The 15141-nt window shown below is 68.9% G+C and carries 14 protein-coding genes; 4 read left to right on the top strand and 10 right to left on the bottom strand.

What is annotated here, in order from left to right; translation table 11 throughout:
* The 7 genes from ACFWPJ_RS07585 to ACFWPJ_RS07615 all read right to left on the bottom strand — a co-directional run.
* Positions 1 to 852: diiron oxygenase (locus tag ACFWPJ_RS07585; protein ID WP_378848489.1), on the bottom strand; the 852-nt coding region annotated here is incomplete at its 3' end.
* Positions 853 to 1170: 318 nt separating this feature from the next.
* The gene (locus ACFWPJ_RS07590) at positions 1171 to 2568 is read right to left on the bottom strand and encodes an FAD-binding oxidoreductase (protein WP_378848458.1); all 1398 of its coding nucleotides are present in this window, start codon (positions 2566 to 2568) and stop codon (positions 1171 to 1173) included.
* A gap of 176 nt (positions 2569 to 2744) precedes the next feature.
* Positions 2745 to 3740: a sulfate/molybdate ABC transporter ATP-binding protein gene (locus tag ACFWPJ_RS07595; RefSeq protein ID WP_378848460.1), complete on the bottom strand. Its 996-nt coding sequence runs from the start codon at positions 3738 to 3740 to the stop codon at positions 2745 to 2747.
* Positions 3737 to 4543: a sulfate ABC transporter permease subunit CysW gene (gene cysW, locus ACFWPJ_RS07600; protein ID WP_378848462.1), complete on the bottom strand. Its 807-nt coding sequence runs from the start codon at positions 4541 to 4543 to the stop codon at positions 3737 to 3739. The genes ACFWPJ_RS07595 and cysW overlap by 4 nt, the downstream gene beginning before the upstream one ends.
* A complete protein-coding gene (gene cysT, locus ACFWPJ_RS07605) occupies positions 4540 to 5391 on the bottom strand; it encodes a sulfate ABC transporter permease subunit CysT (protein WP_378848490.1) in 852 nt (283 codons plus the stop codon). The genes cysW and cysT overlap by 4 nt, the downstream gene beginning before the upstream one ends.
* Before the next feature lie 92 nt (positions 5392 to 5483).
* Complete coding sequence (locus ACFWPJ_RS07610; protein ID WP_378848464.1) at positions 5484 to 6533, bottom strand: sulfate ABC transporter substrate-binding protein; 1050 nt, start codon at positions 6531 to 6533, stop codon at positions 5484 to 5486.
* 210 nt (positions 6534 to 6743) lie between these two features.
* The gene (locus ACFWPJ_RS07615; protein WP_019045829.1) at positions 6744 to 6833 is read right to left on the bottom strand and encodes an Ms4533A family Cys-rich leader peptide; all 90 of its coding nucleotides are present in this window, start codon (positions 6831 to 6833) and stop codon (positions 6744 to 6746) included.
* 74 nt (positions 6834 to 6907) lie between these two features.
* Between ACFWPJ_RS07615 and ACFWPJ_RS07620 the strand changes: the two genes are divergently transcribed.
* A complete protein-coding gene (locus tag ACFWPJ_RS07620; RefSeq protein WP_378848466.1) occupies positions 6908 to 7957 on the top strand; it encodes a M48 family metallopeptidase in 1050 nt (349 codons plus the stop codon).
* 117 nt (positions 7958 to 8074) lie between these two features.
* Here ACFWPJ_RS07620 and ACFWPJ_RS07625 read toward each other — a convergent pair whose 3' ends face one another.
* On the bottom strand, positions 8075 to 8344 hold the full coding sequence (locus tag ACFWPJ_RS07625; RefSeq protein WP_378848468.1) for a hypothetical protein: 270 nt from the start codon (positions 8342 to 8344) through the stop codon (positions 8075 to 8077).
* 117 nt (positions 8345 to 8461) lie between these two features.
* On the opposite strand from ACFWPJ_RS07625, the gene ACFWPJ_RS07630 reads away from it, so the two are divergent.
* Entirely contained in the window at positions 8462 to 10432 is a 1971-nt protein-coding gene (locus ACFWPJ_RS07630; protein WP_378848470.1) for a glycoside hydrolase family 15 protein, read from the top strand.
* 3 nt (positions 10433 to 10435) lie between these two features.
* On the opposite strand, the gene ACFWPJ_RS07635 is transcribed toward ACFWPJ_RS07630, so the two are convergent.
* Both ACFWPJ_RS07635 and ACFWPJ_RS07640 read right to left on the bottom strand, forming a co-directional pair.
* Positions 10436 to 12238 carry a hypothetical protein gene (locus tag ACFWPJ_RS07635; protein WP_378848473.1) on the bottom strand — a complete coding sequence of 601 codons (1803 nt, stop codon included), beginning with the start codon at positions 12236 to 12238 and terminating at the stop codon, positions 10436 to 10438.
* A 72-nt stretch (positions 12239 to 12310) separates the two neighbouring features.
* Positions 12311 to 14212, bottom strand: coding sequence for a hypothetical protein (locus tag ACFWPJ_RS07640; protein ID WP_378848476.1), 1902 nt, complete (start codon positions 14210 to 14212; stop codon positions 12311 to 12313).
* 281 nt (positions 14213 to 14493) lie between these two features.
* Between ACFWPJ_RS07640 and ACFWPJ_RS07645 the strand changes: the two genes are divergently transcribed.
* Positions 14494 to 14862, top strand: coding sequence for a hypothetical protein (locus tag ACFWPJ_RS07645; protein ID WP_378848479.1), 369 nt, complete (start codon positions 14494 to 14496; stop codon positions 14860 to 14862).
* A 35-nt stretch (positions 14863 to 14897) separates the two neighbouring features.
* A partial coding sequence (locus ACFWPJ_RS07650) for a response regulator (RefSeq protein WP_378848481.1) occupies positions 14898 to 15141 on the top strand: 244 nt, incomplete at its 3' end.

Genomic DNA, 15141 nt, shown 5'->3' on the forward strand with positions numbered 1-15141 from the left:
GACCTTCTTGGACTCCTTGGAACCGTAGAACAGCTCCTTGCGGACTTCCTTCGGCACGTCGAACTGCTTGAAGAAGGTCTTCGGCGGGGTCGCGATCGCGCGGCCGAGGATGAACATGATCAACGGCATCGCGATCGAGAGCACCGCCCGGTTGAACTTGGGCGCGGCCGGCACGTTCTTCTTCAGGAACTCGTGCGCGAAGGAGATGTGGCGAGCTTCCTCGGCGACGTGGATCGCCATCACTCCGCGCATGATCGGGTGGATGTCGGCACCCGAGCGCAGGATGTCCTTCTGGATGTGGTCGATCGGCTCTTCGCCGGCCAGCACCGCCATGAAGAAGAAGTTGGGCAGCCACGAACCACCGAAGCCACCCAGGTGGCGGATCTGGCGCACGAGCGGGCCCATGCCGGGCACGTCGGCGACGCGGTTCACCATCTCCTGGAACATCAGGGTGTGGTTGTGCTCTTCGATCATCTCGTGCGAGCAGTACCGGAACTCGGGATCGTTGTTCTTCAGGTTGAAGATGTACTGCATCATGCCGACGATCAGGATGGCCTCGAACTGCAGGCCGACCTTGGCGACGTTGGCCTGGCGAACCTTGCCGATCTCGATCTTCAGATCCTGCGGCAGTGCCTGGTACCAGGGGTGACGACCGATCGGGTCGGCCGCGGGCACCAGCATCCAGCGCTCCGGCTTGCAGTCCGGGTCGAAGTCCGGGTTGTCCCAGTCGATGTCCTCGAACGGGTCGAAGTGCCGGTCGACGGAAGCCTCCGACAGCATCAGCAACTTCTCGGCGTACGCCTGAGCCTCCGCGACTACGGGATCGACGTCAGGGGTGGTGGGCGCAGACATCGTCGTCACTGCCTCTCCTCAAGGGACATTTACTGTTTCCAATAGTTACACCTACAAGGGGTCACGTCAACTCTGCGATCGTTCCGATTTCGCGTGTTCGGCGCGTCGAAATGCCTGGAGGAAAAGCTACTCACCAGTAAAAATGGCTCTACCTGTGACACTACGTCCTACACAGTTGTAGGAAACTTCCGGGAAGCACAAAAACGAAGTTCGCGCCGAGCGCGCCATTTCGTCGAATGGACCGCCGGTACCGGCTATCCTGCGCGGACGCAGCGCGCGGTTACAGTGTCGTGGACGCTCAGCGAACGGCTCGACAACTCAGCGGACGGCGGGCGGGATGTTCGCGTTGTGCCGGAACACATTGTCCGGGTCCCATGCGGCTTTGACCGCGCGCAACCGGCCGTACTTGTCGCCGTAGGTCTGCGCGACCTGCTCCTGTCCGGCGTCGCTCATGAAGTTGACGTAGCCCTGCTCGGCACGGGCGAACGGGCGCAACTCGGTCCAGAAATCCCGCACCCACGTCCGTTCGGCCGCGTAACCGGCCGGATCGGGGCACGCCCCGGAGATACTGACGATCACGCCCGGCGCCCGAGACCCGCCGAAGGCGGAGTCGGCGTCGGCCGTCGCACAGAACTGCCCGCACAGCGGCATCGTCGGCATCACCGACAACGGCGAGGTCCGCAGCAGGTAGTGGCGCACCATCACCTCGGCCGCCGCGACATCGATCCGGTCCAGGTACAGCGAATTCTCATAGGCGCACATCCCCCACGGCGCGATGTCGTCGAACAGCTGTTGTAACGCCGGGTAGGGCATCTCGGCGACCAGTTCCCAGGCCGGGGCCGGGGTGAGTGCCCGCAGCAGGACCACCGCGTCGGCGAGATCGTCGGCTGTTCCGTCACCGGCGATGGCGACCACGAAGCCGGGTTCGCCCTGCCAGCGCTCCGGAACGAACGGCGCGGGCGGGCCGCTGATCGCGTTCATCGAACCGAAGTGCCGCTCGGGCAGGCTCATCAGCACCGCCTGGCCCTCGGTCAGCGCGGCGACACCGTCCTCCGGCGGCCAGAACAGCAGCGCGACCTGCACCATCGGCCCGAACTCGTGCAACTCGAACTCGAAACTCGTGGCGATCCCGAAGTTGCCGCCACCGCCTCGCAGGCCCCAGAACAGATCGGGATTCTCCCGCTCCGACGCCACGACCACACGACCGTCAGCGGTCACCACCTCTACCGACACCAGGTTGTCGCAGCTCATCCCGAACATCGGGGTCAGCCAGCCGAACCCGCCACCGAGGGTGAGCCCGCCGATGCCGGTGTCGCTGAGGAAACCGCCGGTCACCGCGAGTCCCTGGGCCGCGGCCATGCCGTCGAGCTCGGCCCAGGTCGCGCCGCCACCGCACCGTGCGCGTCGGCGCAGCGGATCGACGAGCACACTGTCGAGCTTGCTCAGATCGAGCATCACCGCGCCGTCGGCCACCGCGTGACCGGCGTAGTTGTGGCCACCGCCGCGCACGGTCAGGTCCGCCTCTATTGCCCGGAGCACGCCGACCGCCTCGGCGACCTCGGCGGTGTCGGCGGGTCGCACGACCGCGAGCGGCCGCCGGTCGATCGCGCCGTTCCAGACGGTGCGAGCCTCGTCGTAGCCCGCGTCCCCCGGGCCGATGACCTGCGCTCCGATGGAGCGACGTAACGGATCTACGCTGAACACCCCGGTCGACATGATGTCTTCCTCCGGTCCCGGCGCCTGCAGGCGCGTGCACCCCAGGTTCCCGACCACCGTCGACGCGGCCCGCGCGCTCCCCGCATGCTCGGCCCCGCCCGGTTCGGCGCGGCCGCGGCCACGCCGAACCCATATCGTCCCACCGGGTGACCCCGGGGCAACAGGGGCGCGGGATCTCAGCTCTGCGGCAGATCCGGGATCCGCGTGGCGCGGGCGTAGACCGTCTCGCCCTCGCTCAGGTGCAGGGCCGCGGCGTCACCGCGGGTGACCTGCGCGGCGAACTGATCGCCGGTCGCCGCATTGCGCAGCTCCAGACGCACCTCGAAACCGAGCCGGACGATGCGTTCCACCGTCGCCCTGGTAACGCCCGCGGACTCCGCGGTGCCCTCGTGCTCGGCCATCGCCATGCTCGGATCGCGACCGACGCGAATGTCGTGCGGGCGCACCAGATGGCCGTTGAGCCGGGCCACCGCACCGAGGAACGACATGACGAACTCGTTGGCAGGGCGGTCGTAGACGTCCTCGGGCGAACCGACCTGTTCGATGCGGCCCTTGTTCATCACCGCGATCCGGTCGGCGACATCGAGCGCCTCCTCCTGGTCGTGGGTGACCAGCACGGTCGTCACGTGGACCTCGTCATGCAGCCTCCGCAGCCACTTCCGCAGGTCGGTGCGGACCTTGGCGTCGAGGGCGCCGAACGGCTCGTCGAGCAGCAGCACTTGCGGGTCGACGGCGAGTGCGCGCGCCAGTGCCATGCGCTGGCGCTGACCGCCGGAGAGCTGCGCCGGGTAGCGATGCTGGAAACCGTCGAGGCCGACGATGCCGAGCAGCTCGTCGACGCGCTTGTCGATCTCCTTCTTCGGCCGCTTGCGGATCGTCAGGCCGAAGGCGACGTTGTCGCGCACCGTCATGTGCTTGAACGCGGCGTAGTGCTGGAACACGAAGCCGATGTCGCGCTTCTGCGGCGCCACGTGGGTGACGTCGTTGCCCGCGATCATCACGATGCCCGAGTCCAGCGACTCCAGGCCCGCGATCGAGCGCAGCAGCGTCGACTTGCCCGAACCGGACGGGCCGAGCAGGGCGGTCAGCTCGCCGGAGGGGATGTCGATGCTGACATCGTCGAGAGCGGCGAAGGAACCGTAGTTCTTGCGCGCGTTGGTCACGGTGATCATTCGGGGCCCCGCTTGCGTTCGAGGAGAGTCATCAGGAGAAGTACCACCAGTGCCATGCCCATCAGCAGGGTGGCCGCGCAGTAGGCGCCGAAGGTGTTGTGGTCGTTGATGTAGCGGCTGTGCACCAGCAGGGTCAGCGTCTGCGACTCGCCGCGTAGCGCGGTCGAGACCATGATCACCGCGCCGAACTCGCCGAGCGAACGGGCGACGGTGAGCACGACACCGTAGGTCAGGCCCCAGCGAATGGCGGGCAGGGTGATCCGCCAGAAGGTCTGCCAGCCGTTGGCGCCGAGGGTCGCGGCGGCCATCTCCTGATCCTCGCCGATCTCGTGCAGCACCGGTTCGACCTCGCGCACGACGAACGGCAACGTGACGAAGATCGTCGCGATCACCATCCCGGGCAAACTGAAGATCACCTTGAAGCCGACGTCCTCGAGCGCGCCGAACCAGCCGCCCGCGCCCCAGAGCAGGATCAGCGAAACACCCACCACGACCGGCGACGTCGCGATCGGCAGGTCCACGATGCCCTGGACCAGGTTGCGGCCGGGGAACTTGCTGCGAACCAGCGCCAGCGCGGTGATGACACCGAAGATCACGTTCAGCGGGACCACGATGGCCACGATGAGCGTCGACAGCTGGAATGCCGAGATCGCGGCGGGCGTGGTGATCGAGTCGATGAACGCGCCGATCCCCCGCTCGAACGTGCGGTACAGAATGATCCCCAGCGGCAGTACCAGCAGAATCAGCAGATAGCCCAGCGCCACGGTGCGCAGCGACAGGCGAGTGAACACGGAGAGCTTCATTCGGCTGCCCTCTCCTTCCGGGACGCACGCTCAGCCAGCAACCGCAGCACGAGCAGCGTGGCGAAGGAGATGACCAGCAGCGCCACCGAGACCGCCGCCGCGTTCAGCGGACGGTCGACCTCGATCTGCTGCTGGATGTACTGCGAGGTCATCTGCGTCTCGCCCGGGATGTTGCCGCCGATCAGTACCACCGAGCCGAACTCGCCGATCGCCCTGGCGAAGGCCAGACCGCCGCCGGAGATGATCGCCGGGGTCAGCGTCGGCAGCACGATGCGGCGGAAGGTGATCCAGTTGCTCGCGCCGAGCGACAGCGCGGCCTGCTCCACTTCCTTGTCGACCTCGATCAGCACCGGCTGCACCGACCGCACGACGAACGGCAGCGTGACGAACGCCAACGCGACGACCAGACCGGGCTGGGTGGCGTTGAGGTGGATGTCGACCGGGCTGTTCGGGCCGTACAGCGCGAGCAGCACGATCGAGGCGACGATCGTCGGGAGCGCGAACGGCAGATCGATCAGCGCGTTGACGACGCCCTTGCCGGGGAACTCGTCACGCACCAGCACCCAGGCGATGAGGGTGCCCATCACCACATTGAGCACGGCGACGACGACGGAGACGCCGATCGTCACCCGCAGCGAATCCAGGGCCGACGGCGCGGTGACCGCGTCCCAGAACGCCGGCCAGCCGCCCTCGAGCGAGCTGACGGTCAGCGCCGCCAGCGGCAGCAGCACGATGATGCTGAGCCAGAGCACGGCGATGGCGATGCCGAGCGGCCCCACCGAGCCGGTCACGCGCAGCCACGACCAGCGGGGGCCGCGCGGGGTCGGCGGCGATTTCTCCAGTTTCACGGCGACGCCGGGATCGGGGGTTGTCCCGGTCCCGGCGTGCCTACTGCTGTCAGTCACAGTTGTCCAGTATCGCGTGTGCGCTGGGTCACGACCTACTTGGTGGCCTGGTCGTAGATGACCGCGACCTTGCCGGTGCCCTGTGCGAACAGCTCCTGGTCGACGGCCTTCCAGCCACCGAGGTCTTCGATGGTCCACAGCTTGGCCGGGGTCGGGAAGTCGGCGGCGAACTCGGCGGCGACCTTCGGGTCGACCGGACGGAAGCCGGCCTGGGCCCATGCCCGCTGGCCCTCGGGGGTGAACAGGAAGTCGCGGAACGCGGTGGCCTTGGCCAGGTTCTGGGAGTTCTTCAGCACCGCGACCGGGTTCTCGATCTTGAATGTGGTCGGCGGGTTGACGTGCTCGATCGGGTCGCCGTTGCGCTCGGAGAAGATGGCCTCGTTCTCGTAGCTCAGCAGCACGTCACCGGTGCCCTGCAGGAAGGTCTCGGTGGCTTCGCGGCCCGACTTGGGCTGGACCTTGACGTGCTCGGGCGAGATCAGCTGCGCCAGGTAGTCCAGGCCTGCCTGCTGGTTCTTGCCGCCGTCGCTCTTGGCGGCGTAGGGGGCGAGCAGGTTCCACTTGGCCGAGCCCGAGCTGAACGGGTTCGGGGTGACGACCTCGACACCCGGCTCGAGCAGGTCGTCCCAATCCTTGATGCCCTTGGGGTTGCCCTCGCGCACGACCAGGGTGACGACCGAGCCGAACGGGATGCCTTTGCTCGCGTCGGCGTTCCAGTTCGACTCCACCAGGCCCGCGTCGACGAGACGGGTGATGTCGGGCTCGACCGAGAAGTTCACGACGTCGGCCTCGGCGCCGTCCTTGACCTTGCGCGACTGGTCGCCCGAGGCGCCGTAGGAGGCCTGCACCTGCACGCCCTTGCCCGCCTCGGTCTTGTTGAACGCGGGCACGACCTTGTCGAAGCCCGGCTTCGGGACGGCGTAGGCGTAGAGGTTGATGGTGCCCCCGCTGCCGTCGGCTCCCACGTCGCCGTCGGTCGAGTCGCTGGCGCCACCGCCGCAGGCGGCCAGGGTGACCGCGGCGACAGCAGTGAGGGCGACAGCGGCGGCACGGCGGCGCGAGCCGATCCAGGTGTTGCGAGACATCGGGTGAACCTTTCGGAAAGTACCTGCCGGACAACGTCTTTCGTTGCGACAGGAGTACGCTCGTCGATCGGTAGACCTGCCGTGCGATGGACGCACGACAGTTGGCGCGACTCGGGCCCAGTGACCCCCGGTGTGACGGACTACGACTGCGAAAGAAAAAGCGCGCGCCAGTCTACTGGGCAAGAACGCGCAGACGTGTCCGGTGGCCGATCATCGACAGAGGATGTCCGCGACGGCGAGGTTGCCGACAGCGATCAACGCCAGTTCATGGCGGATCTGCGGGGCGACACTCGACGACACAGGCAGACTGTAGCAGATTACGACATGATGGTTCGCATCGACGAGAGTTCCACACCGAGGGGGGATTTCAACCTATGACCATGGCTCCAGACCGCGTTCGCGTACGTTTCCCGGAGATCAGCACGCGCACCTGGGAGCATCCGGCCGACCGCACCGCACTGGTGGCGCTGCGCTCGCTGAGCGGCTTCGACACGGTGCTGCGTGCGCTGTCGAGCCTGCTGCGGGAACGTCAGCACCGGCTGATGTACCTGGCGACCGCCGTGCGGGTCGACGACCGCCAGTTCCGTACGCTGCACGAGCTGCGCGCCGACTGTGTCGGCGTGCTCGACGCGCAGACCACGCCGGAGATGTACGTCCTGCAGGACCCGTCGGTCAACGCCTTCACCATCGGCATGGACCGGCCGTTCATCGTCCTCACCACCGGCCTGCTCGAACTGATGGACACCGAGGAACTGCGGTTCGTCATCGGCCATGAGCTCGGGCACGCGCTGTCCGGGCACGCGGTGTACCGCACGATGCTCATGCACCTGATGCGGCTGTCGGCCTCGGTCGGCTGGCTCCCGGTCGGCGGCTGGGCGCTGCGCGCGATCGTGGCGGCGCTGATGGAGTGGAGCCGCAAGTCGGAGTTGTCCGGCGACCGGGCCGGGCTGCTGTGCTGCCAGGACGTGGAGGCCTCGGTGCGGGTGCACATGAAAACCGCGGGCGGCGCCTGGCTGCACGAGATGAACCACGGCGCGTTCCTCGACCAGGCTGATGACTACCTACGCTCGGGTGACCTGCGCGACGGTGTCCTCAAGCTGCTCAACCTGGAGCTGCAGTCGCACCCGTTCTCGGTGCTGCGCGCCGCCGAACTGCGCCGCTGGATCCAGTCCGGCGACTACGAGCGGGTCCTCGGCGGCAGCTACCCGCGCCGCGAGCACGACAAGAACGCGCGGATCAGCGACGAGGTCAAAGAGGCAGCCCGCAGCTACCGCGAGTCCTTCGACCAGTCCGAGGACATGTTCGTACGCACCGTGCGTGACCTGGGCAAGGACGTGGGGTCGGCGGTGAACACCGTGGGCCAGGAGGTCGGGCGGACGGTCGCCGACCTGGGCAAGCGCTTCGACGACTGGCGCAAGAACTAGACCGGAAGCGCCGGCGCGGGCAGCCGCTCGCGCCGGTGCGTCACCTGGTGAAGAACCAGGCGATGACGACGAGAACGAGCAGGGCAACCAGAGCGAGCTGAACGCGGGAACGTGGCATCAGCGGGCACCGCTGCCGACGGTCGGGCGCGCGGCGGCGACGGATACCGGCGCGGGCGCCGCGACGGGCACGGCGGCCGGGATCGACGGCTCGATGCGATCCTCGCGGCCGAGCAGCCGGAAGATCGCGCGCAGGGCGCGGTCGAGCAGGAAGGCGATGGCGAAGCTGATCGGGACCATGCCGACCAGCACGACGAGGAACTGGGGGATGAAGGGCAGCCCGGCTACCCAGAGCTCGAAGCCGTCCCACCAACCTGCGATGCGTTGCACGCCGACCAGACTAGTCGGTGACCGTGAACGGGCGAATTCCCGTCGCTGTGACCGGCCGAACAGCACTGCGGGCGCGGTGCCGGTGGACGAGGGCGGGCAGTGCCCTGATGATGGGGTATGGAGTCTTCCAGCGCTGACAGCCTGCCGATTCTGAGTCCGGTCTCCTCGAGCGGCCGTCGCGGTGCCTTCCCGCCGATCGACGACTACGCGTTCCTCTCCGATTGCGAGACGAACTGCCTGATCGCCAGCAGCGGCTCGGTGGAGTGGATGTGTGTCCCCCGGCCCGACTCCCCCAGCGTGTTCGGCGCCATCCTGGACCGCAGCGCCGGGCACTTCCGGATCGGGCCCTACGGCAAGCACGTGCCCGCGGCGCGGCGGTACCTGCCGGGCGGGATGATCCTCGAGACGACCTGGCAGACCGAGACCGGCTGGCTGATCGTGCGCGACGCGCTGGTACTCGGCCCCTGGCACAACAATATGGCCCGCTCCAGGACCCACCGCCGTACCCCGATGGACTGGGACGCCGAGCACATCCTGTTGCGGACGGTGAGATGTGTCAGCGGCACAGTCGAATTGGAGATGAGCTGCCAGCCCTCGTTCGACTATCACCGCGGCGGCGCGCGCTGGGAGTACACCGGCAAGGTCTACGAGGAGGCGACCGCGGTCGCCGTGAACAATCCCGAGGCCGGAGCGTCCCTGATCCTCACCACCGACCTGCGACTCGGCCTGGAGGGACGGGAAGCGCGGGCGCGCACGCGGATGAGCGAAGGCGATTCGGTGTTCGTGGCGCTGTCGTGGTCGGATCTGCCCGTTCCCGCCACCTTCGACGAGGCGGCCAAGAAGATGTGGACGACCGCCGAATGCTGGCGCCGCTGGATCACTCTCGGCGATTTCCCCGACCATCCGTGGCGCAGCTACCTGCAGCGCAGCGCGCTGACGCTCAAGGGTCTCACCTACGCGCCCACCGGCGCGCTGCTGGCCGCGGCCACCACCTCGCTGCCGGAAACCCCCGGCGGGGAACGTAACTGGGACTACCGCTACACCTGGGTGCGGGACTCGAGTTTCGCCCTGTGGGGTCTGTACACCCTCGGTCTCGACCGCGAGGCCGACGACTTCTTCAACTTCCTCAACGACGCGACCACCGGCGACAACGGTGACGCGCTGCCCCTGCAGGTGCTCTACGGCATCGGCGGCGAACGCCGGATCACCGAGGAGATCCTGCCCGACCTCTCCGGCTACGACAACTCGCGCCCGGTGCGGATCGGCAATGCCGCCTACAACCAGGACCAGCACGACATCTGGGGCACCATGCTCGATGCCGTGTACCTGCACGTGAAATCCCGTCAGCTGGTGCCGGAATCACTCTGGCCGATGCTGGAACGCACCGTGAACGCCGCGATCTCGCGCTGGCGCGAACCCGATCGCGGCATCTGGGAGGTGCGCGGCGAGCCACAGCAGTTCACCTCGTCGAAGGTGATGTGCTGGGTCGCTCTCGACCGCGGCGCGCGGCTGGCCCAGCTGCACGGTCAGCACGAGCGGGCCATGGAATGGTTCGACATCGCCGAGGAGATCCGCGAGGACGTGCTCGCCAACGGCGTCGACGAGGAGGGCGTGTTCACCCAGACCTACGGCAGCCGCACCCTCGACGCGTCCCTGCTGCTGGTGGTGCTGACCCGGTTCCTGCCGCCGGACGACCACCGTGTGAAGGCGACCGTGCTCGCCATCGCCGACCGGCTCACCGTGCACGGCCTGGTGCTGCGCTACGACACCGACACCACCGACGACGGGCTCACCGGCGAGGAGGGCACCTTCACCATCTGCTCGTTCTGGCTGGTGTCGGCGCTGGTGGAGATCGGCGAACTCGAACGTGCCACCCAGCTGTGCGAGCGGCTGCTCGGCCTGGCCAGCCCGCTGCGTCTCTACGCCGAGGAGATCGACCCGCACACCGGCAGGCACCTGGGCAACTTCCCGCAGGCGTTCACCCACCTGGCCCTGATCAACGCGGTGACCCACGTGATCAGGGCGGAGGACTCCCGCCAGGCCGGTCATTTCCAGCCCGCGCACACGCCGTCGAACCGGCCTGCCTGAGCGTCAGTAGGCGAGGCGCTCGGCGCGTTCCCGGAGCCCGGCCAGCGTGCGCAGGCCCGCGTCGATCTCGGTGATGCGCAGTTCGCGGTGGTCGCCGTAGCGCAGCCCGGTCTCCTCGGCGGCGCGCAACGCCTCCTCGGCGGTGCGGCCCACCTCGGCGGCGATCTCGGTGTAGTGGTCGCGCAGCACCCGCTGCAGGGTGCGCAGGCGGTTGCGGGATTCCTTGCCCACCTGGAAGATCACGTCGTCGGCCAGCCGGGCGACGGCCACCTTGGCCTCGGACTGCCTGCGCTGCTTGCGATTGCGGCGGTCGTCCCACAGCGCGTTCACGCCGAGCAGCACGCCCGCGCCCGCGGAGTACCAGTTGACCAGCGACATCCCGAGCAGGCTGGTGGCCAGACCGACCATCAGGATGCCGCCGTAGGAACCGCGCAGCGCCGAGAGCGCCTGCTGTCCGACACTGGATTTCGCGCTTTCGAGGGTCTCCAGCGGCTGCACCGGCTCGAGCACGTCGCCGGGGTTGGTCAGGCGCAGCTCGGGCAGCGGCGGGGTGCGGTTGTCGGGCGGGAACTTCGCGGCCACCTGCTCGGCGAGTTCGACGGCGCGGTAGTGCGCCATCACGAAGTTCTCCTCGACGGCTTCGCAGATCCGCGCGTCGAGCTCGGTCGCGAAATCGGACCACTTGCGGGCCGGATCGGTGCGTGCGATCTCGGCCTCGGCCTCGCGGACCAGGGTGCGCAGCCGGTGTCGCAGATCGTGTTCGATGTCGGCGCTCAGCTCGGAGCTGCCGTCGACGAGGGTGACCTGCCAGGTGGCGGTGCGCTGACGCAGCTGATCGGCCTCGGCGCGGGCGGCCGCAAGTCGCTGGGTGATCTCGGCGCGCCTGCGCGGATCGCGCAGGGTGTCGGCCTCGGCCCGCAGGGTGACGCCGAGCTGATCGGTGACCAGGGCGATATCGCGCACCGCGGCGGCCACGGCGACCGAATCGGCCTGGGCGACAACGTAGTCGTGCAGGTGATCGATGAGCTGGGGAATCCCGGACTCGATGTCACGCTGCTGGTCGCCGGTCTCCTCGGCCTGCCGGTGCAGCAGCGCCGAGACCGGGGCGACCGCGAAGTTCAGGCCTGCGCCGTCGAGCAGGGTGCGGTTGCGTCGCTGGGTCAGCGACCAGTGCGGGTTGCGGTCGATCTTGGTGAGCACGCACACCACCGACGGGCACACCTGCTCGACCCGGCGCAGGTAGTCCAGCTGCGCCTCGGTCAGTTCGGCGGCGGCATCGGCGGCGTAGAGCACCACGTCGGCGGCGGCGATCATCGACCAGGCCGCGCTCTCGTGGGTGGCGGCGCCGGGGGCGTCCATCACGACCAGACCGTCGGCCAGCAGCGGGCTCGGCTCGGCGAATTCCGCGCGCAGCACGCCGAGCGCGGTCAGCGCGGGGCCGGGATTCAGCGGATCGACGGGCACCCGCTCGACGCGGCCGCGCTGGGCCGACTTCACCAGCGTCGCGCTCGGCGCTGGTCCGTACTCGACGATCACCGGGACGCTCGGCTTGCCGTCGGTCGCGCTGACCGGGGTACCGACCATGCTGTTGACCAGCGTGCTCATCCCGGCCTGCGGTTCACCGACGACGACCAGGCGGACCCTGGTGTCGCTGAGCCTGGCCCGGACCATCCCGAGCCGCGCGTCGAGGTCGTCCCGGCCGCCGCTGCGGACCAGTTCCCGCAGTTCGTCGACGAGGGACACGACCGGAGCCATCACATCCGGATGCTTCACCGTCGCGGCCTGCAGTCCGGCAGCGGCAGACAACCTGTTCCTCACTCTCGTTGCAGGAGCCCGGCCGAGACTGGGACTACGCCATTTGGTCAGACGACCTGATCGTCAGATGACGAAGTCATACCCATGGTGTTCGGAGGGAAACACGGCACCCGAAAGATCGGCGCCGCCAACCCCGGAATCGAACAGTCCGGCCGACACGCCATGGTAGCTGTCGGGCTGACGATCGAAATCGGCGGCGATCGGCTTGGTGTCGATGACCGGCGGTTTCACCGGGGCCACGGTCGGCTGCACGGTCACCACCGGCGGCGGGGTGACCACGGTCGGCGGATCGATGTCGACGGTCGGCTGCTGGGTCGGCATCGTCGGCTGCTGGGTCGGTGCGGTCGGCTGCTGGGTGGGCACCGTCGCCGTCGGCTGCGAGACGGTGGGGTCGGGTACGTCGACGGTCGGGGTGCTCGGGTTGGTCGAGGGCGCGGTGACGCCACCGGTGGTGCCCGGCTTGGTGGTGACGATGTCGTCGTCCGGGACGGTCGGCTCGGTGCCACCGGTTCCCGCGGTCGGCGGCACGGTGACCTGGGGCTGCTTGGTGATCTCCGGCATGGTGGCGGCCGTCGTCGGCGTGGGCAGATCCGGCACCTTCACCGTGGTCGGGGTGTCGATCTCAACCGTCGGCTGCGTGGACGGCACCGTCACCGGGACCGTCGACGGGGTGCTGCCACCGGTGACGTCCGGCGCCACAACGGGTTTGGTGGGCGCGAACAGCGCGGGCACCGAGGCGGCGGGCGCGGTCAGCGGCGAGGCGGCGCCCGCACCGCCGAAGACATTGGCGATCGGCGTCGACGCGGCATCGGGCTGGATGGTCGTCTGCAGCGGCGTGCTGACCACCGGGCTGGTGGCGACCGGCGCGGGCGCGGCGGGCGCGACCGGAACCGGGGCGGGCGCGATCGGCGCGGGGGCAGGCGCGGTCACGGGGGCCTGGGCCAGCGCGGGCGCCGGTGCAGGCGCGGGGGCCACGCCCGACGGCGCGGTGGTCGTGCCGGGCAGACCGACACCGGAGGACGAGGAACCGGGCAGGCTGGGGCCGGTGGGCGAGGTCATGCCGCCGGTGGTTCCACCGGTCGTGTCGCCGGGGACCTTCAGGCCGTCGCCGAGCCACTTGCCGTAGTCGTCGAGCTGATCGCCGACCTGGCCGACCTGACCGGTGACCTTCATCTGCGAGGTGAACCAGACACCGTCGAGGCCGACGTGCGCGTCGACCTGCCATTCGGTGTTCACCATGGCACCGATGCCGTCGAACATGTCGCCGATGCCGTCGAACGGTCCATCGGCGGGCAACGATCCGGCCGCACCGCCCGCGCCGGGCAGGGCACCGGGTCCGCCGGGCAGGCCGATGCCGTCGAAGCCGGGGATACCGACACCGTTGCCGGGCAGCCCGTCGAAGCCGGGGATGCCGATGCCATGGCCGGGTAGGCCGAAGCCTGGCGAGTTCGGCAGGCCGAGCTGGTTGTCCTCGTCGCCACCGAAGCCGGGCTTGACCGGTGCGGGCGTGTAGCCGGGGAGACCGAAGCCGGACGAATTGTCGCCTGCGCCGGGGATGCGGATGTCGGTGTCGCCCTCGGATCCGGGAATCTCTGGGCGCCACTCGGATTCGGTGGATCGCGCGACCATCGAGACGTCGGCCGCGGCGGGCGGGTGCGCGGCGAACGGGGCGTGCGGCGCCACCGGATGGGGCGCGGGCGTGTCCGCGAGGTCGGGGAACGTCATCACCGGGCTCGGCGCGTCCGGGCTCGGGTCGGACGGGACCTGCGAGGACCAACCGGCGTAGCGGCTGTCGGCGTTGCTGTCGGCGTTGCTGGTGTCGGTGCCGTTCGCGGCGACCAGGGCGCCACCGGTGACGTAGGCGCCCGCCCGGGCTACCCGGGCGACGCCGTTGGCGACGCGGTAGGCGGTATCGGCGCCTTCTGCGCGCGCGGCACCGTCATCGAAACCCAGATCACGCGTCATCAATGCTCCAACACTCGCATCACTGTCGGCCCCCCACCACGGTCGAGGCGAAGTGAAGATCATCCAACACTATTACCGGAACCCCGAACTGTCGTTTCGACCAGAACGGTTGGTACCACCTTATGGCGAGCAACGTCTTTCGGCGACCCGGTGGAATCAGGGGGTCGCGATCCCAAGAGAACTCTAACGATTGCTCAACAGAGCGTGAAGATCGGCTGCTTAGCGTCGGTTTCGCCGGTCGAGCCGACCGGCCGACATCCCCACCGGAGGAGTCCGAGACCATGACCGTCATCACCCCACGCCGCCGTGCCCGCGCCGTCGCCCTCGTCGGCGGCTTCGCGCTGCTGACCGGCACCATCGCGGGCGTCGCCGGCGCCGCGACCGCCGATCCCACCGTGACCAGGGAGATCGGGCCCGAGCAGACGCTGATCATCTGCTCCGCGCCCGGCGTGCCCGCCCTGCCGCTGCTGCCGAACCAAGCGGCCCCGGGACCGCGTATCCACCTCGAGCATTTCGAGGGCGAGCCCGCCACACCGCTGCCCGCACTGCCCGCGCGCCCAGGTGAGCCGAGCGTCGAGCTGCGAGGCGACTGCGAGCACGGCGACGCACCGGGTGGCGTCGTGGTGATCCGCCCGGCACACGTGCGCTGACCAGGGGAAACGATGGATCGCACTAGGGTGGGCAGATGACCGGACAGCAGATCTTGGTCGTCGACGACGAGGTCAGGGTGCTGGCGTCGCTGCGGCGCGGCCTCGAACTCTCGGGCTTCGACGTCGTCACCGCCGGTGACGGCGCCCGAGCGCTCGCCCTGGTGCGTTCCGCCGCCCCCGACGCCATGGTCCTCGACGTGAACATGCCCGAGCTCGACGGCGTCGGCGTGGTCACCGCCCTGCGGGCGATGGGCAACGACCACCCCATCTGCGTGCTCA

Origin of the sequence: Nocardia sp. NPDC058497 (genome assembly GCF_042720195.1) — a bacterium.
Lineage (GTDB): Bacteria > Actinomycetota > Actinomycetes > Mycobacteriales > Mycobacteriaceae > Nocardia.